The sequence below is a fragment of the Antarctobacter sediminis genome, from assembly GCF_019218285.1.
Classification (GTDB): domain Bacteria; phylum Pseudomonadota; class Alphaproteobacteria; order Rhodobacterales; family Rhodobacteraceae; genus Antarctobacter; species Antarctobacter sediminis.
This window is the reverse complement of the sequence record NZ_JAHUZG010000007.1, coordinates 18,362-40,687: the sequence shown is the minus strand read 5'-3', so window position 1 is coordinate 40,687 and position 22,326 is coordinate 18,362. Positions and strand designations below refer to the sequence as shown.

The window sequence follows — 22,326 nt, the reverse complement described above, 5'->3', positions numbered from 1 at the left end:
GCATATATATTTATCAATGGCTTATGGTGGGTGTCGGCCTGTTGCCCCGGACCGCTGAAAATGCCTTTGCGACCCCGGTCAAAGCCACCAATGCACGGGATACAGCACCAACATCCCCCGCGGACAGGCATTATTGTTGGGCTGACGCGCCAGCGGCAAGCCCTGCAAGTCTTCTCTCGATTGTCTGGAGGGGGCCGTGGACCGGCGCGGCCGCAAAGGTCCGTGTGACCGGGGGCGGGCAAGCGCCCGCCGCCAGTGAGATCTGTCAGAGATGTTCTACGGTCACGCCGTCCTGACCGTAAAACGCAAGGTGATCCTTGATCTGCGCGACATCGGCCTTGGGGTCTTCGTAAGACCACGCTGCGTTTTCATAGGTCGTGGATTTCGACATGATCGAGAAATAGGTGGCCTGCCCCTTGTGCGGGCAGGTGGTGCTGTGGTCCGTACGGTCGAGGAAAGCCATGGCAATGTCGCCGCGCGGGAAATAGATAACCGGGGCGTAACCGTCCTCTTGCAGCGACAGCGCATTGGCGGATTCGCCAAGGACCGCGCCACCGGCGCGCACGACCCAGGTGCCGGCGGCCGGCGTGATGGTGATCTTGCTCATGTGATTTCCCCCATGTCTTTTCCCCGTATCACAGACACGGGCTTTGTAACGTTGTCATGTCAGATGCCAGAACAAGCGTTCGAGAGCCACTGACCCGTTGCCGCATCAAGATGCGGGGCCAGCATGTCATGCACCCGGCGATGATAGTCGTTCAGCCAGTTGCGTTCGGCGTCCGTCAGCAGGTTGGCGTCGATCAGCCGCCTGTCGATGGGAACCCATGTCAGGGTTTCGAACTGCAACATCTCGGCCACGGTCTGGCCATAGAGTTTCGGCGCTTCCTCGACGGCTATCAGGTTCTCGATCCGGATGCCATAGGCGCCTTCGCGGTAAAAGCCGGGCTCGTTCGACAGGATCATGCCCGGTTCCAGCGGTACGGTGCCGGTGCGGGCAATGCGTTGCGGACCTTCGTGAACCGAAAGATAGGCGCCGACGCCGTGGCCGGTGCCATGCCCATAGTCCAGCCCCGCTTCCCAAAGCGCGGCGCGCGCAAAGGGATCGATATCCCGGCCCGCCAACCCCTTGGGAAAGCGCAGCCGTGACACGGCAATCATGCCCTTTAGCACGCGGGTAAAGGCCTCGACCTCTTCGGCACCGGGGTCGCCGATGGCGATGGTACGCGTGATGTCGGTGGTGCCATCGACATATTGCCCGCCCGAATCCACCAACAGCAACTCGCCCGCATTCACCGGTCGGTTTGTGGCCTCTGTCACGCGGTAGTGGACGATTGCGCCGTTCGGTCCGGCCCCCGAGATCGTTTCGAAAGAAATATCGCGCAGTGCATTGGTCGCGCGGCGTTCCTCTTCGAGTTGCTTGACCACTGCGATCTCGGTCAGGCTGCCATGCGGCTGGGCGTCCAGCCATGCAAGAAAGCGCACCATGGCCTGTGCATCTCGCAGATGGGCGGCGCGGGTTCCGTCCAGTTCGGCGGCGTTCTTGCGGGCCTTGGGCAGCAGGCAGGGATCGGGGGCCTCTTGCGGGTCTCGCAGCGCCTTGAAGACGGCAACGGGGCAGGTGGCCGGATCGATCTGGACGGGGCCTTCCAGCGCGGACAGGTCTGGCAGGAAATCCTCGGGTGCCCGCTGTTCGACCTGCGGGCCAAGATGATCGCCCAGATCGGTCAGTTTGGCCGCGTCCATGTAGAGCGTCACACGCGCATCCGCATGCAGGACGGCAAAGCCATGCGGCACCGGGTTGCGGGGAATGTCGCTGCCACGGATGTTCAGAAGCCACGCAATGCTGTCGGGCAGGGTGATGACGGCGGCCTCTGCCCTAAGCGTTTTCGCCAGCCGCGCGATCTTGTCCCCATGCGCTTCGCCTGCCAGTTCCAGCGGCTGGGCAAAAACCTTGCCCTGAGGTGGCGCAGGCTGATCGGGCCAGATGGCATCGACAAGATTGTCGCTGGCCGTCAGGGTCACGCCGGGCAACTTGTCCGACAGGGCACGTTCCTGATCGACGCTGAGCAGCCACGGGTCGAACCCGATCCTGCCCGCAGGCAGCGCCGCACCTATCCAGTCCGCCAGCGAGTTTTCCGGCCAGTCGACCTTTTCAAAGATGGCGTCCACCTGTGCCTTGACCTGCACCCGATAACGCCCGTCGACAAATACCGCGGCCCGTTCCCTGAGCGCCACGCACCAGCCGGCCGAACCGGTGAACCCGGTCAGCCATGCCAGCCGGTCGTCCCGGGGGGCCACGTATTCGCCCTGATGCGCATCGGCACGCGGCACGATAAAGCCATCCAGTTCATGCGCGGTCAGATGTCCGCGCAGCGCGGCTAGTCGCGGCGGCCCCTGATCGGGCGAAGCGGTCTCGGTAAAGCTCTGGAACATCGGGGTCTCCTTTGTCGGCGCAGCCTATCCATTGCCGGGCGCGTGGCAAGGGGCAGGGCCGTTAGGATTGCCTGAACACATTTCTGGCATGTATACCGATTCATGAATGTCAGTGAATCTTTTGGGCCGGGGCAACGGTGACAACAGGTGACGCGCGCAGGATTGCGCAGGATTTCCTTGATCGGCAGGGCGATGCGACCGTGGCCGGGGATGTTGATGAAACTCTGGCGTGGTGCGATCTGCCGATGACGCTGGAAACCATGCGGGGGCGGACCGTGGTCACAACAACGGAAGGCATGCGCGCCATCTGTGTCGCCTTCGTCGAGGATCTGAAGAACGGTCAGATCACCCATATGGTGCGCCGCTGCCTTGAGGCCGAGTTCGAGGATGCGAACACCATCTGTGCCACCTATGAAACACGCTATGTCCGCAAGGGGAACCTGCGGGCCGAGGATCCCTATCCTGGATATGTTGTCCTGCGGCGCGGGCCAGATCGCTGGCGGATCAGTTCGATGCAGTTTGCCGTCACCGGGGAAAGCCCGGCCAATACGACCTTGCGCCGATTGCGGCGGCCGCCCGCCTGATCAGGGTGTTTGGAAGGCAAATTTTCCCGGTTTTTCATGTGTGTCAGATGATAAAACGGTTGCCATGGCAACGAAAGGACGGGCCCTGTGCGCGACGACCCGCAGGCAAGGAAGATTTTTCAGGATATGCTGGATCGGTGCGGCGCTGCCATGCTGGCCGGCGACATGGAAAACGTGCTGTGCTGGTTCACGATCCCCAACACGGTCGAAAGCTTCGAAGGCAGACTTGTCCTGAAGACCGAGGCCGAGACGCGCGCCTTGTTCGAGACGATCATGGCCCGGCAGCATGAGCAAAGCATCACCCACATGGTGCGCCGCGTGACCCATGCCGAGTTTCGCGATACAGACACGATCTGGGCCACGCATGAGACGCGCTATATTCATCATGGCACGCAGTTGTCGGACAAGCCGCATCAGGCATTTTCGGTCCTGCATCGGCATCCGGATTGCTGGAAGGTGCATTTTGCCCAATTCACGGTGGACGGACGCAACCCTCTGAACTCTGCGATGCGCAAATACGACGGTAACTAAGCAGGGAAGGTCCGCCATCGGGACAGCGTATCCCGCCACGCATTGCGCAGGCTTCGGATCGCAACTGCGGGGACGGGACGGCTAGGTAAATGCAACCTTATCGCGCCGTCGCAGGGGCGGCGTGATGACAGGGTTTCACCCAGCGGAGCGCCCCATGTTCACACCTTTCGACACGTCCCATCTGTACCACCGCGCCAACCGGCACGTGCCTGCCGGGCAAGCCACCCGCACCGCGAACCACCAGTTGTGTGCAAGGCGGCGCGCCGTATGGCGCGCCGTTGTGGCGCAGGTCTTTTTGGCAGCGCCGCACCAGCGCACGGTGCCCAAATCGATCAGCCCGCGCGCTTGATCCCGGCAAACCGCGCGCGTGCGCGCGGGTCGCTGTCAAAGAGCGCGGCAAGCTGTTCGGTCATGGCGCCCGCCAGCTGTTCCACGTCGGTGATCGTCACCGCGCGTTCATAGTACCGTGTCACGTCGTGGCCGATGCCGATGGCCAACAGTTCCACCATCTTCTTGCGCTCAACCATAGCGATCACGTCGCGCAGGTGTTTCTCAAGATAGTTGGCCGGGTTCACCGACAGAGTGGAGTCATCTACCGGCGCACCGTCCGAGATCACCATCAGGATCTTACGCGCCTCGGGGCGACCGGCCATCCGGCGGTGCGCCCATTCCAGCGCCTCACCATCGATGTTTTCCTTCAGCAGGCCCTCTTTCATCATCAGGCCAAGGTTGTCGCGGGTGCGCCGCCAAGGGGCGTCGGCGTGTTTGTAGATGATGTGGCGCAGGTCGTTCAGGCGGCCGGGTTGCTGTTCACGGCCCGCGTTCAGCCAATCCTCACGTGCAAGGCCTCCTTTCCACGCCCGGGTGGTAAAGCCGAGGATTTCCACCTTGACCGAGCAGCGTTCCAGCGTCCGCGCCAGAACATCGGCACAGATCGCGGCGATCGAGATCGGCCGCCCGCGCATCGAACCAGAGTTGTCCAGCAGCAGGGTCACCACCGTGTCGCGGAACTCCATGTCCTTTTCGACCTTGAACGACAGCGGCGTTGTCGGGTTGGCCACCACGCGGGCCAACCGCCCCGCATCAAGGATTCCTTCCTCGCGGTCGAACTCCCAACTGCGGTTCTGTTGCGCCTGAAGGCGGCGTTGCAGCTTGTTGGCCAGACGCGAGACCGCGCCCTTGAGCGGTTCAAGCTGCTGGTCCAGATAGGCGCGCAGGCGTTCCAGTTCGACGGGTTCGGCCAGTTCCTCGGCTGAAATCTCTTCGTCGTGGTCGGTGCTATAGACCTTGTAATCGGGGTCGGCCTCGGAAATCGGCTGCGGGGCAGGCGGCTCCAGCGGGGCTTCGCCTTCGGGCATTTCGGCCTCTTCGCCAAGCTCCTGGTCGGCCATGTCATCCATGGTGACCTGTGCCTGCGACGGATCCTGCGTTTCTTCCTGCGACTGTTCGGGCGAGGCTTCGGCCTCTTCGCCCTGATCATCGTCATTGCCGGTGGAATCGGGTTCCTGATCCTCTTGGCCTTCCTCGGCGCTGTCTTCCTCGTTCTCGTCGTCGAGACTGTCCGGGTCGTCGCCCAGTTGGTCGCCATAGCCAAGGTCGGTGATCATCTGGCGCGCGAATTTGGCAAAAGCGGCCTGATCGGCAAGCGTGTCGTCCAGCCGGTCCAGCGTTTCGCCCGCGTGATCCTCCATGAAGCCACGCCACAGTTCCATGACATTTGCGGCATCGGCAGGCAGGTCACGTCCGGTGGCAAGATGGCGGATCAGGTAGTTCGCGGCCTGCGGCAGCGGGGCCTCGGACGCCTGTCGGATCTGGCCATAGCCACGGCGGGTCGCCTCGGCAGCGATCTTGGCGTCGATGTTTCCGGCGGTGCCGGGCATGTCACGGGCGCCCATCGCCTCGCAGCGGGCGGTTTCCATCGCCTCGTAAAGCTCGCGCGCCATATCGCCCTGCGGCAGGTATTTCGAATGCGTGCCCGCGTCGTGATACCGGTGGTACAGCGCCAGCGCGTCGGCCGTGCCGCGCGCCAGCAGCACCTCGTCCCGGGTCATGCGGCGGCTGACCTGCGGCAGGCGCATGGATTCGCCCGAGATCCCGGCCGGATCGACCGAATAGCTTACGGACAGATCCGGATCGTCTGCCATGACCTTGGTGGCCTCGGCCAGAGCCTTCTTGAACGGATCGGCGGGGTTATCGCTGGGCTTGCTCATGGCGCTTTTATCCGCCCTTTGAGAGGCGCCCGCAAGGGGTCGCGGGCTTGGATCATGGGGGATCGTGGGATAGGCTTGGCCCAGTGTCAAAGAGTGTTTGTCCCGAAAGGAATTTTTCGTGCCACGCTTGATTCTTGCGGTCTTGCTGACCCTTGTTCCGGCGCTGTGCCGGGCCGATGTGACCTGTGCCGAGATGCAGGCGGCGCTGCATGTGCCAGCCCCCGCCGGGGCGTCCGAGGATCCCGATGGCCCGCTGGGGTGTACGCAGGCGGCCTTGCAACTGTTCCAGTTCAACCAGATCGCGGCAGAGGTGGCGGTGCCCGTGACCGACCCGGCCCGGCTGCACGGGGCTTGGCTGGGAGATGACATGCTGTCCTTCCTGCTGGGGGTGACGGTTCCGGGGCAAGAGCTGCTTTTGATCGAGGCTGGCGGCACGCCGGACACCGTGAAAGTCACGCAATACTGGATAAAGGCCGCGGCCCCCGAACCGGCACGGCCGCTGTGGTCCGAGCAGGGGGAATACCTGGGCGTGGTGGCGGAACTGACACTGGAAGCCCGCGGCGGCGGCAAGTTCAGTCCGCCCTACGCGGGCGAAACGGTGCTCTACGGCGCACGGCAACTGGAGTTCGAACGCTCATACGATCTGCATGTCAAATCAAAGATCAACCATTTCGAACTACCCGTCTTGTTGTCATTGCACGAGGGTGTGCTGGTCCTGCGCGGCCAACAGCGCAATCCCGTCACGCGCGACCTCTTTGATACCCGGACAAGCTATACACGCGTGGATGCCGATGCGGCAGAACTGGCGCTGGGCATCGTCACGGTCTTTGAACTCAGCCAGGGCCGCAATTTCGATTGCCTCGCCCACCAGCTGACCGAAGGGACCGGCCCTTTATTCGAGGTCATCGCACCCGACGGTCGGGCCGAGCTGGATTCTTTTGTGCGCCAATTGATTGGCATGGGCGTGGCAAGAACAGGGATGGCCAACGCCTTGACAGCCACGACAGACGCCGATGAACGTGCCCGCTTGCGGTCCGAGATGATGGCATGGATCGAGGACTATACCGCGCTGACCCGCGATGGTCCGCAGGCCGGATTGCTTCGGCGTGTGGCCGATGGGGCGGACAGGCTGTGCCCGGATTACTTCTGACGCGCCGGATTCAGGAAATCACCAGCAAGTCACAGGGCCGCATGGCGTTGCGGGCGGCTGCCGTCGCGCGCCGTTTCCTGTCCGGGTCCGTGTGAAAGGTGGCGATCTGCAAAAGCTGTGCCTGGGCCATCTTGGCGCGTATGCGCAGGTCAAGGATATCGCGACCGGGCAGGCCCGAAGCCGGGGCAATGGCGGTCAGCAGATCCTCGAACAAGGCGCGGCGTCGCTGTTCAGTTTCGGCCCCGCCGCCCATCAGCCAGCGATGCTCCATCTCTGCCGAAGCGCGCCCAAGGCATGTGGCAAAGACCTGCGCCCGCTCGCGGGGCCCTTCGGTCAGCGCCACCGCCGGAGTGGCCAAGCCCGTGCAAAGGGCGAAAACAGTCAGAATTGTTTTCATAACGCCCATGTTTTCAGATTTTGCGCCAAAAATCCGCTAAAAAATAGGGCGATATGAAAACTTTTGAGATGGCGTGGCCGCGCGATCAGGCATCGGGCGGCATGTCTCCGATCACCAGCCGGTCACATTCTGCCAGTTGGCGCGACACAAGCGACAGCGCAATCCGGGCACGGCGGGCATCACTGCCAAAGCGGGCGGTCGTCAGCAAATCGCTTGCCGCATGTTTCTGAGCGATCCGAAAGGTCAGGAGCTGGCGCTCGATGTCGTGGCGATGTGGTATGTTCCGGGTCAGCGCGGATTGCATCGCGGCAAAGAAATCACGCCGCATGGCGGCGGCCTCAGTATCGCCCTGCATCAACCAAGCGTGTTCAAGCACCGCGGTATAGCGCGCCTGGCAGGCCGCAAGCATCAGCACCTCGTCCGAGGGAGAGGCAGGATCCGCTGCCTGCGACGCTGATCCGAAGGTCAGGAGGAGCGTTGCGAGAGTTCTTCGCAAACCGTTCATCCGTCGAACGCTAGGCCAAATTGGTTAACAACCGCTTGGGCCGGCGTTCGGGATGGCGGATGCGGTGGATCACGCCTTGATCAGGCGGGCCAGTTCGGCAACGTGTACGTCCAATGCGTCGATCACCGGGTAACCGGGGTCCTGCCCGTCAAAGGCAAGGTTCAGGTCCGTCCCGGCAAGTACGATCGCCTCGGCCCCAAGGTCGTGGACCATCCGCCGACCCGCGTCTATGAACAGCGCCCGTTGATCCGTTGTGCAATGGCCTGCGACGGCCATGTTCTGATAGGTCTGGCCAAGGTGGTCGGCCTCATCATCCAGAACGACGGAACCCGTGCGGGTCAGCTGACCATAAAGTCGCGTGTGCATCACGACCCGCGTTCCCAGCAGGCCGACACAGCCAATTCCCTGCGCCGCAAAAAACGCATCCAAAGGTTCCACCGCAGAGATCAGTGGCACCGGAGACAGCGCCTCGGTCTCGTCAAAGCAGAAATGACCACCCAGCGAGGTGATCGCCACGGCATCGCAGCCCGCCCGGGCCAACCTGTCGATGTGGCGGGCATAGATGCGCGCCTGCGTATTACGGTCATCGGCGAGGTTGTTTCGGATCAGTGCCTGCACATCGGCATGTTCGATGGTCAGATCAAACGGGCCGCCAACTGCGGCGGTCAGACGCTGGTAGTAGACAACGGTTGCGGCAACGCCGATGCCACCGATCAGGCCAAGATGCATGGCTGCACTCCCAAGTGGACTGCGGCCAGTGTTCCCCGCATCGACAGGGGGCACAAGCCGGATCTGCCAAACGAAAACGCCGCCCATCAGGGCGGCGTTTGCTGTGATCCCGAAAGATGCGTGTCAGACGAGGCTTAGGCTTGCCGCGCTTTCCGGCAGTTCCTCGTCAAAGCAACGCTGGTAGAACTCTGCCACGGTCTGGCGCTCCAGTTCGTCGCATTTGTTGAGGAAGGACAGGCGGAAGGCATAGCCCACGTTGCGGAAGATCTCGGCGTTGGTGGCCCATGCGATCACGGTCCGCGGCGACATGACGGTGGACAGTTCGCCGTTCATAAACGCGCGGCGGGTGAAATCCGCCACGGTGACCATCTGGCGGATCGTCTTGCGGCCCTTTTCCGTGTTGTAGTGGGGTGCCTTGGACAGAACGATGTTCGTTTCCGCGTCGATCGACAGATAATTCAGCGTGGCCACCAGTGACCAGCGGTCCATCTGGCCCTGGTTGATCTGCTGGGTGCCGTGATACAGGCCGGTGGTGTCGCCAAGGCCCACGGTGTTCGAGGTCGCGAAGATGCGGAAATACTTGTGCGGGGTGATGACCTCGTTCTGGTCCAGAAGGGTCAGCTTGCCGTCGGTTTCCAGCACGCGCTGGATCACGAACATCACGTCGGCGCGGCCGGCGTCGTATTCGTCAAAGACGATGGCGGTCGGGTTGCGCAGCGCCCAGGGCAGGATTCCTTCCTGGAACTGGGTGACCTGCTTGCCGTCCACCAGTTTGATCGCATCCTTACCGATCAGGTCGATCCGGCTGATGTGGCTGTCAAGGTTCACACGCACGGCGGGCCAGTTCAGGCGCGCCGCGACCTGTTCGATGTGAGTCGATTTGCCGGTGCCGTGGTAGCCCTGGATCATCACGCGGCGGTTGTTGCGGAAGCCCGCGAGGATCGCCAGCGTCGTGTCCGGATCGAATTTGTAGGTTGAGTCCAGATCCGGCACACGGTCGGTCCGATCGGGAAAACCATGTACGATCATGTCCGTATCGATACCAAAGACCTCGCGAACAGAGATTTCCTCGGTCGGTTTCGCGTTGATATCGATCATGCCGTCGGCCATGGTGCCCGCGTCCTTCTGTCAATGCCCGGAAGCTCTTTGCTCCGCGTTACGTGCAACATATCTTTGGGAGGGGCAAGGGGAAGTGGCGAGACGTTTCACATGACACCGCTGGATGAAATCGAATCCCTGCTGGGACAAGTGGCCAGCGGCGACCGCGCGGCCTTTCGCAAACTCTATGCGGCGACGGCGCCGCGGCTATATGGTTTGGCCCTGCGAATTCTGCGCGACGAGATGTTGGCGCAAGACGTGATCGAAGAGGTTTTCGTCGGTCTTTGGGACAGTGCGGCGCAATATCGCGGGGATTTTGCCTCGCCCGTGACGTGGTTGGTAACAATCACCCGCGACGCTTCCATTGCCCGGCTTGGCGTCGAACGCGCCGAGGGACGGGTGGCCGGCCCGCTGGAAATCACCGAGCGCCTTTATGCCTCAAGGCCTGACACGGATGTGATCGAATCCATGCGCGAAGAGGCGCGGGCATTGGAAATCTGTCTGCGCGAACTGCCGCGCGCACGGGCCGACATGTTGCGCCATGCTTATCTCTATGGCGCGACTTATGCCGATCTGGCCGAAGGCGCGGGCATGTCCAAAGAGGCGCTTCGGGCGACCTTGCGGGGCGATCTTGTACAGGTGCGCGAGTGTCTCAGCCGATGAACGCGCCACTGAATCCCGATCTGCCCGGCGGAGACGAGGCCGGCGCGGCAGAATATTCGCTGGGGCTGATGCCCAAGGGTGAGATCGCTGAATTCGAAAACCGGCTGGCCACAGACCGGGATCTGCAACAGGATGTCGCGGCCTGGACCGAGTATTTCGCCAGTTTCACCGATCTGATTCCGGCTGAAACGCCGCCGCCACAGTTGTTGCGGCGGGTGGAAACGCAGGTCTTTGGCGTGACAGAGCGGCGCTCGATCCGGAAACAGCTTTTGCCGTATCTGGTGGGGGCGGTCACGGGGGCCTTTGTCGCTTGGGCGGTTCTGGCCTCGGGGTTTCTGGAGCCTCAGCGGCCCGCACTCGGTGGGGATATGACCGGCGCGGAGGATGGTCTGAGCTTGTCCATGCGTTTCGATCCGGCCTCTGCCGTGCTGACCGTCGCCCGAACCGACGGGGCAGTGGCCGAAGGGCGCGTTCTGGAACTGTGGCTGATGCCTGACGACGGGACACCGGTTTCGCTTGCGCTTTTGCGTGGGACGGAAACGCTTGTTGCCCTGCCGCCTGCGCTGGCGGGGCAGATCGAAGGTGGGCGATTGATGGTGTCGGAAGAACCTCTGGGCGGGGCGCCCGATGGTGTGCCAACAGGACCGCAACGCGCCGAAGGTGTGCTGGCTCAGCAGTAACTATTCGTGGCCTGTTGCGCCCGTGTGACGCAATTCGGCGTCAACTCCGGCGCGGACTTGCGGAGCCTGGGTTGCCTCCGTAACACCTTGCCTTGTCTTAGTTTTCAAGGAGGTCGGGATGTTCCCTTCCGTCAAGTCGTCATTTCTTGCCGCCGCATTGAGTTTGTCGGCCTTCGCGGCCAACGCCCAGCAGGCGACCCTGCTGGAGGTCCCCGTAAACCAGGCCTTCGCCAAGGGAGAAATCAATTGGGACACTGCACTGGGGCAGATTGAATTTGTCTGGGCCGTGCTGGACATCAACGGCGTCACGCATGTTTGTGGCGCGACCAGCGCCTCTACCAGTTTTGCGCATAGCAACACTCGCAAGGCCTTCCGCAAGGGATGGGTCAAGGTTGGTGAAAAAAAGGTCATGACCAATCTCAGTTTTTTCAACCGCGCTCCGCGCAAGAGCGACCTTGGTCAGGCCAAGGCGCGCTGCAAACCGATGAGCCGCAATCCGGGGGCGGGACAGCGGTTCTTGCTGGGTTTTGACCCGGTGCGTGTCCGGCTCTGATAGATCTGTATCCAGTTTGGCCTCGCTCCTGTCGGCGTCTGCGCCTATAATTTCGCTGTCAGGAGCGTCCAACACGCGAGGAACCCACCATGACCGGAGAGCTGTCTCCCATCGACAAGGCCAAGTTCGCGGCAGCCAAACAGGCGGCGTCCTTTGTCGAGTCGGGGATGCGTGTCGGTCTGGGTACGGGTTCGACTGCCGCTTGGCTTGTGCGCTGTCTTGGCGAGCTGGTGCGCGAAGAGGGGCTGCGTTTTCGCGGTGTGCCAACCTCCAGTCGGACCGCCGCGCTGGCGCGGGATGTTGGCATCGAGGTGATCTCGCTTGACGAGGCGCGTTGGCTGGACATCACCATCGACGGTGCGGACGAATTTGACGGTGACCTGAACCTTATCAAGGGCGGCGGTGGCGCCCTGTTGCAGGAAAAGATCGTCGCCACGGCCAGCGATCAGATGGTGGTCATTGCCGATGCCGCCAAAGAGGTGGAATGGCTGGGCAACTTTCCCTTGCCCGTCGAGGTCATTCCCTTCGGCTGGCAGACCAGTCAGGCGCTGATCGAGGAAACGCTGGTCTCGATGGACGTGATGGGGCGCAAGACGACCCTGCGGATGAACGGCGATCAGCCTTTCTTTACGGATGAAGGCAACCATATCCTCGATCTGCACCTTGGCCGGATCGGCAATGCCCGGCAACTGGCGATGGTGCTAAACCAGATCCCCGGCGTGGTCGAGAACGGGCTGTTCATCGACATTTGCGACAAGGTGCTGATCGGCCACGGCGATGGGCGGGTCGAGATCCGCGACATCAATGACGGCACCGTCAGCGAAACGCAGCTGGATTTCGTCGAGGACGACAACATCTTTCGGGACCTCTGAGATCGGGGGCTCGCGGGCTTCACGATCGGTTGACCCTTGGCGAAACTGCGGCATTCCGGCGGGGCAGGGGCTTTGGTGCCCGCACTGGCAATCCTATTTGCGTTGTGAAATACCTCCTTCAAACAACGCCGGATGAGATCTCATGGACTTTGATTACGACCTTTTTGTCATTGGTGGCGGCTCTGGTGGCGTGCGGGCCGCGCGCGTGGCGGCCGGTGAAACGGGGGCCAAGGTGGCCCTTGCCGAAGAGGACCGTTATGGCGGCACCTGTGTCATCCGGGGCTGTGTCCCCAAAAAACTGATGGTCTTTGCCAGCGAATACGCCGGTATGCCTGCCGAGGCGCGGGCCTACGGCTGGGACATGGCCGATGGCACCTTTGAATGGTCCCGTTTTCACGGCCAGCTCAAGACCGAGCTTGATCGCCTTGAAAACGTCTATCGCAAACTGTTGTCCGGGTCGGGCGTTGAAACCTTTGACGCGCGTGCCCGTCTGAAGGATGCGCATACGGTCGAATTGTCGACAGGCGAGACCAAGACGGCCAAGCATATCCTCGTGGCCACCGGTGGGCGTCCCGTGCGCCCGGAGATGCCGAATGCGCATCTGGGGATGGTGTCGGACGACCTGTTCCATATGGACCAACTGCCGAAATCCATCCTCATCGTTGGCGGGGGCTATATCGCTTGTGAATTTGCCTGCATCCTGCATGGTCTGGGTGTCGAGGTGACGCAATATTACCGCGGCGCGCAGATCCTGCGCGGCTTTGACGAAGAGGCGCGCGGCCTGATCGCGGACGCCATGAAAGAGCGCGGAATCGAGCTGCACACCGGCACCAACATCGTCGAGATGCACCGCGCTGACAGCCCCGAGGCCGAGGGCATGGGCACCGCCCCGGTCGAAGCGACGCAATTCGGCGCCGCGCAGGAAGACAGCGCCGGGTCGGGCCCGATCCGCGTCAAGGCCACCAATGGCAAGATCCGCGATTTCGACGCCGTGCTGTTCGCAACCGGCCGCAAACCCAATACCGACGACATGGGGCTAGAGGATCTGGGAATCGAGCTTGGCCGCAATGGCGCAATCCAGGTGGACGACTACAGCCAGACCAAGGTGCCCTCGGTCTATGCCATTGGCGATGTCACCGACCGGGTGAACCTGACGCCCGTCGCGATCCGCGAAGGCATGGCCTTTGTCGAAACGGTCTTTAAGGGCAACCCAACCCCGGTGGATCACGAATTGATCCCCTCGGCCGTGTTTACCCAGCCTGAAATGGGCACTGTCGGCCTCAGCGAAGAGGCGGCCCGCGATCAGGAAGAAATCGAAGTTTACTGTACCTCTTTCCGCCCGATGCAGACGGCCTTTGCCGACAAGCCGGATCGTGTGATGATGAAGCTGATCGTGTCCAAGGCGACCCGCAAGGTTCTGGGTTGTCACATCGTGGCACCCGGCGCGGGCGAAATGATCCAGTTGGCGGGCATCGCCATCAAGATGGGCGCGACCAAGGAAGACTTTGACCGGACGGTTGCGGTACATCCGACCATGTCGGAAGAGATCGTGACCATGCGCAATCCGATCCGGACGGCTTGAATTTGCCGACGATGCGCCCAGTTTGAACCCCGAGACGAGAGACGAAAAGGACCGAAGTTCATGGCAGGCAACAGCGGCGGCCCCTGGGGGGGCGGCGGTGGCAACCAAGGCGGTGGCGGCAACGGTCATCGTCCGCCCAGCGGCGGCGGTGGCGGCGGCCGACGCCCCGATGACAACCAGATGCCCGAAATCGACGAACTGATGAAGAAGGGGCAGGAGCGGCTGCGCGTTCTGATGGGCGGTCGCGGTGATGGCTCTGGCAACAATGGTTCGGGGGGCGGCGGCGGCGGTGCCGGCGGACCCGGCCTGACACGGGGCACCGTGGCTCTGGGGGTTGTCGTGCTGTTCGGCCTCTGGCTGTTTGGCAGTTTCTACACCGTGCGCCCCGAAGAGCAGTCCGTGGAACTCTTCCTTGGCAGTTATTCGGACACCGGCGATCCGGGTCTGAACTTTGCGCCCTGGCCGCTTGTGACCTACGAGGTCGTCAATGTGACCTCGGAACGGACCGAGACAATTGGCGGCGGCCGTGGTGGCAATGACGGCCTGATGCTGACCACCGATGCGAATATCGTCGACATCGACTTTCAGGTGGTCTGGAACATCTCGGATCCGGCGAAACTGCTGTTCAATATCCGCGACCCGCAGTTGACCGTTCAGGCCGTGTCTGAATCGGTGATGCGCGAGATCATCGCGGCCTCGAACCTGGCACCGATCCTCAACCGTGACCGTGGTGTGATCGCGGACGGCGCGCGTGAACAGATTCAGGCGACACTGGACGAATATGACAGCGGCATCAGCATTGTCCGGGTCAACCTCGACAACGCGGACCCGCCACGCGAGGTGATCGACGCCTTCCGCGCCGTTCAGGCCGCGGAACAGGAACGTGACCGGCTGGAGCGTCAGGCGGATGCCTATGCCAACCGCGTGGTGGCCGAGGCCCGAGGCAAGGCGGCGCAGATCCGCGAAGAAGCCGAAGGTTATCGCGCGCAGGTCGTCAACCAGGCGCTGGGTGAGGCGGCTCGCTTTACCAGCGTTCAGGAGGAATACGCGCTGGCGCCCGAAGTGACCCGTCGCCGTCTGTACATCGAAACGATGGAACGCGTGCTGGGCGATGTCGACAAGATGATCCTCGACAATTCGGTTGCCGGTGGCGGCGCGGGCGGGGGCGGTGTCGTTCCTTACCTGCCGCTCAATGAACTTCGCCGCAGCGGAGGTGACCAGTGATGCGCAAGACAACCTATCTTTTGCCGGTCCTCGTGATCGCCATCGTGGTCTTCCTGTCGTCGATCTTTGTTGTGGACGAGCGGGAAAAGGCGCTGGTGCTTCAATTCGGTCAGATCAAGGCCGTCAAGGAAGAGCCGGGCCTGGCCTTCAAGATCCCGTTGATTCAGGAAGTGGTAAAATACGACGACCGCATCTTGTCGCTGGACACGCAGACCATCGAAGTTACCCCCTCGGATGACCGCCGACTGGTGGTCGACGCCTTTGCCCGTTACCGGATCGCCAATGTGGTGCAATTCCGGCAGGCGGTTGGGATCGGCGGAATCCGCGTGGCCGAGGATCGCCTTTCCGGCATCCTGAACGCGCAGATCCGCGAAGTGCTGGGTGCCGATCTTGTCACCTCGGACCGGATCCTGTCCGAAGACCGGCGCGAGCTGATGGTGCGGATTCGTGACGCAGCCCGCGAAGAGGCGCGCTCGCTGGGGCTTGACGTGGTTGACGTGCGACTGAAGCAGACCAACCTGCCGGCACAGAACCTTGACGCGACCTTTGACCGGATGCGGGCCGAGCGGGAACGTGAAGCCGCCGACGAAAGGGCACGCGGTAACGAAGCGGCGCAGCGCGTGCGCGCACTTGCGGATCGTACCGTCGTGGAAACCCTGTCCGAAGCCGACCGGGACGCCAACGTGATCCGTGGTGAGGCTGACGCCGAACGCAACCGGATCTTTGCCGATGCCTATGGCGCCGACCCCGAGTTCTTTGCCTTCTATCGTTCGCTTCAGGCCTATGACGCGGCGCTGCGGGGCGAAAACTCGACCATGGTCATGACGCCGGACAGCCAGTTCTTCAACTACTTCAAGAACGAACTGGCCGATGGGGGCACGCTGACGCTGCCCGCGCCAACGGCCAGTGCCAAGGCACCGGACGCGCCGGCTCCCGAGACGGCTGAGGATCCCGCGCCCGAAGGTCCGGCTCCGACGACCCCGGCACCGGCCCCTGCGGATCCGGCCCCCGCGCCTGCGGCGCCAGAGGCCGACACGGCTCCCGCCGACAATTGAGCGGGTCCGACATACTCTTGGGGATCGGGATGGTCCTCGTGATCGAGGGGCTGGTCTATGTACTGGCCCCTCATCTTGTCGAGCGCCTGCTAGAGGCGCTGCGCCAAATCCCCCTCGACCAACGCCGCCTGCTGGGCGCACTGACCCTTGTTACCGGGCTGATCGTGCTGTGGCTGGCCAAGGGCGGGCTGTTTTAAGGCGCTCTTGGTCGGGCTGACCGGTGTGATCGCCTATCCGGAACGGCTTGATGGATTGGGCGGTCCTGTGCCCCTTTGTTTCGCTTGCCCCTCGCAGCTTGCGCACGCGTGCATGGATACAAGCATTACATGTGAAAGGTGCCGCGCAGACCCAGCAGGGCAGGTCCTGCGCTGCGGTATTTGCCAGCCATGATCGCATCTGGCGGACAAGATCAACCTGCCAGGTGATGACAAGCGGGCCGATCCTGCTACGGGCGCGCGGGCGTGCCTTCGCCTCTCAGGAAATCAATCATGGCACGGACCTTGCCGGGGACGAAGCTTCGGCTTGGGAAGACAAGCCATGCGGCCGTGTCAAAGGTTGTGGCCGTCACGTCCCAACCGGCGATGCAGGTGACAAGACGACCGGTTTCAAGATCTTCCCGGATCAGCCAGTCGGGCAACATGGCCGGACCAAGCCCCGCCAGCGCGGCGTCGCGGACCGCCCCAGCCGGGGACAGGAGGACATCGCCGGAGACCGGTTGTTCGATCACGTCCCCCATAGGATTCCGAAAGATCCACCGGGACCGGAAATCGCGCAGGGCAAAGAGGATGGCACGGTGGTTTGCCATGTCCGCGGGGCTGTGCAGCGGCGGGGCCTTGGCCAAATAGCCGGGCGCGGCCACCACGTGATAGCGCGTGTCCATGAGCTTGCTGACCACATAGTCGCCTTCGACCTCGGGGGCCAGACGGATGGCAAGGTCGATCCGGTCGGCCACCAGATCGATATTGGTGTCCGAAAACAGCCCTTCGACGGCCACGTTGGGGTTGGCCGCCCGGAAATCGGCAAGGCGCGGGACGATAAAGTTCTGACCAAAGGTGGCAGAGGCCGATAGGCGGAGCGTGCCGCGCGGTTCCGATTGGATTGCGCGCGCCTCTTCCCGCGCCCGATCCAACTCTTCGGTCAGCGGGGCAATCCGCGCTAGATACAGCGCCCCGGCCTCTGTCAACTCCATGCGCCGCGTCGTGCGCGCGAACAGCCGCAGGCCAAGTTCCGCTTCGATCCCGGCAACACCCCGCCCGATCGAGGACGGGTCGACGCCGCGCTGCCGGGCGACGGCGGCAAAACTGCCAAGCCGGGCAATTTCTTGGATCAGCGCAAGGTCGTTGATGTTCATTCGTGCGCTTTCTGCATGAGAGTTGGGACCATGTCGAAATTTATCGCGAAATTTGTAGGCGATAAACCGGATTGCATCGGAAATTCTCACCAAGGAGCTTCGTATGCCCGAAATTCAACTGCTCATCCCTGAAACCGCCCGGGACGGATCGCCGGACCCCAGAAAGGCCAATTTGCCTGATGGGTCTAGGTTCATCGCGATGACGATCCCGTCGATCCACGACGCCCTTGCTGTGTCGGACGACGTGCCCATGTCCGACACCGCCAGTGCCGGAACGCCCTTGATGCAAAGGTTTTTTCTGGGATGCGCCCCATGATCTTCAAAGGCAAAACCGTCGTCGTGACCGGCGCCAGTCGGGGCATCGGCGAAGCGACAGCGCGCCATTTCGCGGCGCTTGGCGCCCATGTGGTTCTGGCGGCGCGCGACGCCCGCCGGATCGCCGCCATCGCAGAGGAGTTGACCGCAAAGGGGCTGTCAGCCTGTGCATGGCAAACGGATGTTGCCAGCGCGTCGCAGGTAAAATCCCTGATCGACGCGACCGTGGACGAAACCGGGCGGATTGACCTGCTGGTGAACAATGCAGGGATGATCGATCCGATTGCGCCTTTGGGCGAAAGCGATCCGGAAGCCTGGGGGCAAGTCGTCGATGTAAACCTCAAAGGGGTCTATCACGGGCTGCGGTACGCCATTCCCGAGATGGTCGCGCAGGGTGGCGGCACCGTGGTGAACATATCCTCTGGCGCGGCGACCTCGGCTTTGGAGGGGTGGAGCCACTATTGTTCTACCAAGGCGGCAGTGCTGTCGCTGACCCGGGTGGCAGACAAGGAGTACCGCGGCACCGGGGTTCGCGTCATCGGCCTGAGTCCCGGAACGGTGGCGACGCGTATGCAGGAACAGATCCGCTTTTCTGGAATTAACCCGGTCAGTCAGTTGGATTGGTCAGCGCATATCCCGCCGGACTGGGTGGCGCAGGCCATAGAATGGCTGACGACAACAGCGGCAGACGCCTATCTGGGCACTGACTTTTCGTTGAAGTCCGACGAGGGGCGGCGGCTTGCCGGTCTTCCCCCGATGAGAGCCTGACGCGCCAACAATGGCGGGCACCCGACGATCTGGGGGCTGACACGGGTCTTGCGTCTTGTGGAAAAGGGATGGCCACATGGCCGGAGAGCGAAAAAACGCCGATCCGGCCCGTGTGGTCATCCTCACAACCCGGTGAGCATGCGATTCTGCCCTTTGGTGTTGCGCGCGCGCACCTATGTTTGTCACACTGACAGATAGGAGGCAGGCGGCGGTGCGTAGGCTTTTGCGCCTGCTGACTGGCAGAGACAAGGAGACCCCATTGAAACCGCAATCCCTCGCTCTGACGCAGGAAAACAAGACACCGCTGAGGCTATTCTGGCTGGCGACGTTGTCGATGTTCCTTATTGTATCGCAATCCCTGATGGCTTCGGCGCGTGGCGCGCCCGAAAGCTTTGCCGACCTTGCTGAACGCATCAGCCCGGCCGTGGTCAATATTACGACCTCGACCACTGTTGCGGGGCGGTCCGGTCCGCGCGGCATCGTTCCCGAAGGGTCGCCTTTTGAGGATTTCTTTCGTGACTTTCAGGACCGTGGCGGTCCGGATCGTCCGCGCCGGTCTTCGGCCCTTGGCTCTGGTTTCGTTATCTCCGACGACGGATATATCGTGACCAACAATCACGTGATCGAAGGTGCCGATGAAATCACCATCGAATTTTTCGAAGGGTTCGAACTGCCCGCCGAACTGGTTGGCACGGATCCGAATACCGATATCGCGCTGCTCAAGGTTGATGCCGAACGCCCGCTGACCTTCGTCAATTTCGGCGACAGCAACACGGCGCGTGTGGGCGACTGGGTCATGGCGATGGGCAACCCGCTGGGGCAGGGCTTCTCAGTGTCTGCCGGGATCGTTTCGGCCCGCAATCGCGCCCTGAGCGGCACCTATGACGATTACATCCAGACCGACGCAGCCATCAACCGGGGCAACTCGGGCGGCCCGCTGTTTAACATGAACGGCGAGGTGATCGGTGTGAACACGGCGATCCTGTCACCGAACGGTGGGTCGATCGGCATCGGTTTCTCGATGGCATCGAATGTCGTGGTCAACGTGGTCGACCAACTGAAGGAATTCGGTGAAACCCGGCGCGGCTGGCTGGGCGTGCGTATTCAGGATGTCAGCGACGACGTGGCCGATGCGCTGGGTCTGGCACAGGCCAAGGGCGCGCTGGTTTCCGACGTGCCCGAGGGTCCGGCCCAGGAAGCTGGCATGGAAGCGGGCGACGTGATCGTGACATTCGACGGCGTCGAGGTGGTCGATACCCGCCAGTTGGTGCGTGTCGTGGCCAATACGCCGGTGGGCAAGACCGTGCGTGTCGTGGTCAACCGTGACGGTGAAACCCAGACGCTGAAAGTCACCCTCGGCCGCCGCGAAGAGGCACGCGGTGCCGTTCCGGCCGCTGCGCCGGGCACGCCCGACGCCGGTCCGGCAGAGGTGGAAACGCTTGGACTGACGCTTAGCCCGCTGACCGACGACATCCGTTCGGAACTGGACCTGCCCGCAGGCATGACCGGTCTGGCGATCATGGATGTGGATCCGACGTCGGAGGCCTATGAAAAGGGCCTGCGTGCCGGTGATGTTCTGACCGAGGCCAGCCAGCAGGCAATCACCAGCACGGACGATCTGGATGCCCGCATCGCCGAGGCGCGTGACGAGGGCCGCAAGTCGATCCTGCTGTTGGTGCGCAGCAATGGCGACCCGCGGTTTGTCGCGCTGACGCTGCCGGCAGAATGATCTGACGGAGGCCCGACGACGCATCCCTGAAACAACAAAGGGCGGCCCCGGGGCCGCCCTTTTGCGTTCTTGGTGCGAAAAGGTCAGGGACGCATGTCGCGCGCCTTCTGCGCCGAGGCACTCAGCGCCTCGGACACCAGTTTGCGCGCCGGTCCTTGTTCCAGCAGAACCAATCCGGCGGCTGTGGTGCCCGCGTAATCGATCATCTGGCGAACATGCTCCTGTGGCGTCATCTGGTCCTTGGCCAGCATCTCGCCGCTGGCCAGCAACAACTGACGGACGGCACGGTCAGCAATTTCGGCCGGAACGCCCTGAGCCGTGGCATGATCTGCCATTGCGGCGGCCAACCATGCGACGAACCCCGGAACCGGGCCTGTCAGGGCGGTGAAATGGTCCAGCAGCGCCTCATCTTCCAGGGCGTCTTCCTGGCCGCAGGCCCCCAGCAGGCGGCGGGCCTCGGCCCGGTCGGTCTCGGTGGCGGCGGGGGCGGCGACCCATGGCGAATAAGCCAGCCGGCGCGCGGCGGCGGGGCTGGACATGGCGCGGATCACCCGGGCGCTGCCGCTAAGTTGCGACAGGTCGTCGATGGTCACAGCCGCCATGACCGAAAGGATCAGCTTGTCCCGCGCATCCAGACGCAGGGCGGGAACCTGTGCCGGGGGAATGCAGATCAGGATCGAGTCACAGGCGGCGACAAGCGCTGCGGGATCAGCGGTCACTGTCACGGCTTGGGGGAAATCGCCTTGGTCGCCGCTGCGATTGGCAATCCACAGATCGCCCGCCGCGACCGTGCCGCTGTCCAGCCAGGCCTGCGCGATGGCGCGTCCCAACATGCCCGAGCCTCCGATGATGCCGACAGTGCTCATCCCGTGCCTCCCTATTGCTTGGCAAATTCCCTGCGGCCTCAGCCGTCGGGTCGTTCTACCGCAATCAAGCCCAAGGCGCGCGCGGTTTCCAGCGAAAGCTGCGCACTCTGCAAGCCGCGTTCGGATTGATAGGTGCGGATCGCGTCAGAGGTGGGGGCATCCAGCCTGCCGGTGACATCGGCCTTGAAATAGCCGCGCGCGGCCAGCGCCCGCTGAACCGAGGAGATGAATTCCACGGTCATCTCTTCGGGGCAGGGCGCCTCGAACGTGATCTCGGCGCGTTCGCGGACAACCCGTGGCACCGGTGCCTTGCGATAGATGGGCGGGCGGATCATCGTGCCATCCTCGGCGATTTCGGCCTGAACGACCTGCACCTCGCCCATGACATGTTCGTAGACGGCCGGGCGTACGTCGCGGGCCCGGCAGGTGCCGTCTTTTGTGTGTTCTGCCTGCGGCGGCGGGGCGGTGTCCTGCACGTCACGCGCAACGGTCTGCGGCGTGCCGCAGGCGGTCAGAAGGGTCAGCGCGGCAAGGGGCATGGCCTGGAACCGGAGGAAAATGGGCATTCTGCTCGGGCCTCTGATGTGCCTTTTCTTGCGGGCAAGATAGCGGGTTTGGCCTGTGCTGCCTAGGGCGGCGGAACGGGCGGCGGCACTCCGCCGCCGCAATCCTCTCAGGGGGTGTCAAGCAGCCGGTCGAGCAGGGGCGAGATATCCTCGATATGTTCCGAGATCACATGGGTCACGCCGTTTTCGCGCTGGACGCGCCCGGTGACGCGCAGCATCCGTCCGGCGATCACCGCACGGCGGTAGGTTTCGTAGAGCTTGCGCCAGACGATCACGTTCACCACGCCGGTCTCATCCTCCAGTGTGATGAAGATCACGCCCTTGGCGGTGCCGGGGCGCTGGCGCAGGATCACCAGCCCGGCCACGGTGATGCGCGCGCCGTTAGGCGGTTCGGCCAGCCGGTTGGCGGGCAGACAGGACGGAGGATGGGGCCAGTTCATTCGAACAAATATGGAACATTTGTGG

At 62.9% G+C, this 22,326-nt stretch carries 25 protein-coding genes; 14 read left to right on the top strand and 11 right to left on the bottom strand.

Going from position 1 to position 22,326, the window contains the following annotated elements; all coding sequences use genetic code 11:
* Nucleotides 1–265 precede the first annotated feature (265 nt).
* Both KJP30_RS22585 and KJP30_RS22580 read right to left on the bottom strand, forming a co-directional pair.
* Nucleotides 266–607, bottom strand: a complete 342-nt coding sequence (locus tag KJP30_RS22585; protein WP_218451802.1) for a DUF427 domain-containing protein — start codon at nt 605–607, stop codon at nt 266–268.
* A 59-nt stretch (nt 608–666) separates the two neighbouring features.
* Nucleotides 667–2,433 (bottom strand): aminopeptidase P family protein, encoded by a 1,767-nt coding sequence (locus KJP30_RS22580; RefSeq protein ID WP_218451801.1) that lies wholly within the window; start codon nt 2,431–2,433, stop codon nt 667–669.
* Nucleotides 2,434–2,570: 137 nt separating this feature from the next.
* On the opposite strand from KJP30_RS22580, the gene KJP30_RS22575 reads away from it, so the two are divergent.
* The 3 genes from KJP30_RS22575 (at nt 2,571) to KJP30_RS22565 (ending at nt 3,897) form a co-directional block, all read left to right on the top strand.
* Nucleotides 2,571–3,017 carry a hypothetical protein gene (locus tag KJP30_RS22575; protein ID WP_218451800.1) on the top strand — a complete coding sequence of 149 codons (447 nt, stop codon included), beginning with the start codon at nt 2,571–2,573 and terminating at the stop codon, nt 3,015–3,017.
* A 126-nt stretch (nt 3,018–3,143) separates the two neighbouring features.
* Complete coding sequence (locus KJP30_RS22570) at nt 3,144–3,548, top strand: hypothetical protein (protein WP_218451799.1); 405 nt, start codon at nt 3,144–3,146, stop codon at nt 3,546–3,548.
* 154 nt (nt 3,549–3,702) lie between these two features.
* Nucleotides 3,703–3,897 carry a hypothetical protein gene (locus KJP30_RS22565; RefSeq protein ID WP_218451798.1) on the top strand — a complete coding sequence of 65 codons (195 nt, stop codon included), beginning with the start codon at nt 3,703–3,705 and terminating at the stop codon, nt 3,895–3,897.
* On the opposite strand, the gene cobT is transcribed toward KJP30_RS22565, so the two are convergent.
* The gene (gene cobT / locus KJP30_RS22560; protein WP_218451797.1) at nt 3,881–5,758 is read right to left on the bottom strand and encodes a cobaltochelatase subunit CobT; all 1,878 of its coding nucleotides are present in this window, start codon (nt 5,756–5,758) and stop codon (nt 3,881–3,883) included. The two genes, KJP30_RS22565 and cobT, sit on opposite strands and share 17 nt — an antisense overlap.
* A 118-nt stretch (nt 5,759–5,876) precedes the next feature.
* On the opposite strand from cobT, the gene KJP30_RS22555 reads away from it, so the two are divergent.
* Nucleotides 5,877–6,908 carry a hypothetical protein gene (locus KJP30_RS22555; protein ID WP_218451796.1) on the top strand — a complete coding sequence of 344 codons (1,032 nt, stop codon included), beginning with the start codon at nt 5,877–5,879 and terminating at the stop codon, nt 6,906–6,908.
* Between the two features lie 10 nt (nt 6,909–6,918).
* Here the strand turns inward: KJP30_RS22555 and KJP30_RS22550 are convergent, their stop codons facing one another.
* The 4 genes from KJP30_RS22550 to cobS form a co-directional block, all read right to left on the bottom strand.
* Nucleotides 6,919–7,305: a hypothetical protein gene (locus KJP30_RS22550; protein ID WP_218451795.1), complete on the bottom strand. Its 387-nt coding sequence runs from the start codon at nt 7,303–7,305 to the stop codon at nt 6,919–6,921.
* 85 nt (nt 7,306–7,390) lie between these two features.
* Nucleotides 7,391–7,714, bottom strand: a complete 324-nt coding sequence (locus tag KJP30_RS22545; RefSeq protein ID WP_218451794.1) for a hypothetical protein — start codon at nt 7,712–7,714, stop codon at nt 7,391–7,393.
* 165 nt (nt 7,715–7,879) lie between these two features.
* On the bottom strand, nt 7,880–8,539 hold the full coding sequence (locus KJP30_RS22540; RefSeq protein ID WP_218451793.1) for an aspartate/glutamate racemase family protein: 660 nt from the start codon (nt 8,537–8,539) through the stop codon (nt 7,880–7,882).
* A 123-nt stretch (nt 8,540–8,662) separates the two neighbouring features.
* Complete coding sequence (gene cobS, locus KJP30_RS22535) at nt 8,663–9,649, bottom strand: cobaltochelatase subunit CobS (RefSeq protein WP_218451792.1); 987 nt, start codon at nt 9,647–9,649, stop codon at nt 8,663–8,665.
* Between the two features lie 99 nt (nt 9,650–9,748).
* On the opposite strand from cobS, the gene KJP30_RS22530 reads away from it, so the two are divergent.
* From KJP30_RS22530 to KJP30_RS22495, 8 genes are all read left to right on the top strand, one after another.
* Entirely contained in the window at nt 9,749–10,300 is a 552-nt protein-coding gene (locus KJP30_RS22530) for a sigma-70 family RNA polymerase sigma factor (protein ID WP_218451787.1), read from the top strand.
* Entirely contained in the window at nt 10,297–10,980 is a 684-nt protein-coding gene (locus tag KJP30_RS22525; RefSeq protein ID WP_218451785.1) for an anti-sigma factor, read from the top strand. The genes KJP30_RS22530 and KJP30_RS22525 overlap by 4 nt, the downstream gene beginning before the upstream one ends.
* 118 nt (nt 10,981–11,098) lie before the next feature.
* Nucleotides 11,099–11,533 (top strand): hypothetical protein, encoded by a 435-nt coding sequence (locus KJP30_RS22520; protein WP_218451771.1) that lies wholly within the window; start codon nt 11,099–11,101, stop codon nt 11,531–11,533.
* 89 nt (nt 11,534–11,622) lie between these two features.
* A complete protein-coding gene (gene rpiA, locus KJP30_RS22515; protein ID WP_218451766.1) occupies nt 11,623–12,405 on the top strand; it encodes a ribose-5-phosphate isomerase RpiA in 783 nt (260 codons plus the stop codon).
* Nucleotides 12,406–12,547: 142 nt separating this feature from the next.
* On the top strand, nt 12,548–13,987 hold the full coding sequence (locus KJP30_RS22510) for an FAD-dependent oxidoreductase (RefSeq protein WP_218451763.1): 1,440 nt from the start codon (nt 12,548–12,550) through the stop codon (nt 13,985–13,987).
* 60 nt (nt 13,988–14,047) lie between these two features.
* The gene (hflK, locus tag KJP30_RS22505; RefSeq protein ID WP_218451761.1) at nt 14,048–15,211 is read left to right on the top strand and encodes an FtsH protease activity modulator HflK; all 1,164 of its coding nucleotides are present in this window, start codon (nt 14,048–14,050) and stop codon (nt 15,209–15,211) included.
* On the top strand, nt 15,211–16,266 hold the full coding sequence (hflC, locus tag KJP30_RS22500; protein WP_218451751.1) for a protease modulator HflC: 1,056 nt from the start codon (nt 15,211–15,213) through the stop codon (nt 16,264–16,266). The genes hflK and hflC overlap by 1 nt, the downstream gene beginning before the upstream one ends.
* Complete coding sequence (locus KJP30_RS22495; RefSeq protein ID WP_218451742.1) at nt 16,263–16,463, top strand: DUF2065 domain-containing protein; 201 nt, start codon at nt 16,263–16,265, stop codon at nt 16,461–16,463. Before hflC ends, KJP30_RS22495 begins: the two co-directional genes overlap by 4 nt.
* A 248-nt stretch (nt 16,464–16,711) precedes the next feature.
* On the opposite strand, the gene KJP30_RS22490 is transcribed toward KJP30_RS22495, so the two are convergent.
* Entirely contained in the window at nt 16,712–17,617 is a 906-nt protein-coding gene (locus KJP30_RS22490) for a LysR family transcriptional regulator (protein WP_218451740.1), read from the bottom strand.
* A 312-nt stretch (nt 17,618–17,929) separates the two neighbouring features.
* Here KJP30_RS22490 and KJP30_RS22485 point away from each other — a divergent pair, with 312 nt between their 5' ends.
* Both KJP30_RS22485 and KJP30_RS22480 read left to right on the top strand, forming a co-directional pair.
* Complete coding sequence (locus KJP30_RS22485; protein WP_218451731.1) at nt 17,930–18,700, top strand: SDR family oxidoreductase; 771 nt, start codon at nt 17,930–17,932, stop codon at nt 18,698–18,700.
* 334 nt (nt 18,701–19,034) lie between these two features.
* Nucleotides 19,035–20,429, top strand: a complete 1,395-nt coding sequence (locus KJP30_RS22480) for a DegQ family serine endoprotease (RefSeq protein ID WP_425515729.1) — start codon at nt 19,035–19,037, stop codon at nt 20,427–20,429.
* Nucleotides 20,430–20,512: 83 nt separating this feature from the next.
* Here KJP30_RS22480 and KJP30_RS22475 read toward each other — a convergent pair whose 3' ends face one another.
* The 3 genes from KJP30_RS22475 to KJP30_RS22465 all read right to left on the bottom strand — a co-directional run bounded on the left by KJP30_RS22475 (nt 20,513) and on the right by KJP30_RS22465 (nt 22,301).
* Nucleotides 20,513–21,295 (bottom strand): pyrroline-5-carboxylate reductase family protein, encoded by a 783-nt coding sequence (locus KJP30_RS22475; protein WP_218451728.1) that lies wholly within the window; start codon nt 21,293–21,295, stop codon nt 20,513–20,515.
* Nucleotides 21,296–21,333: 38 nt separating this feature from the next.
* Nucleotides 21,334–21,861 carry a peptidoglycan-binding domain-containing protein gene (locus KJP30_RS22470; protein WP_246594709.1) on the bottom strand — a complete coding sequence of 176 codons (528 nt, stop codon included), beginning with the start codon at nt 21,859–21,861 and terminating at the stop codon, nt 21,334–21,336.
* Between the two features lie 107 nt (nt 21,862–21,968).
* On the bottom strand, nt 21,969–22,301 hold the full coding sequence (locus KJP30_RS22465) for an OB-fold nucleic acid binding domain-containing protein (protein WP_218451727.1): 333 nt from the start codon (nt 22,299–22,301) through the stop codon (nt 21,969–21,971).
* Nucleotides 22,302–22,326 lie beyond the last annotated feature (25 nt).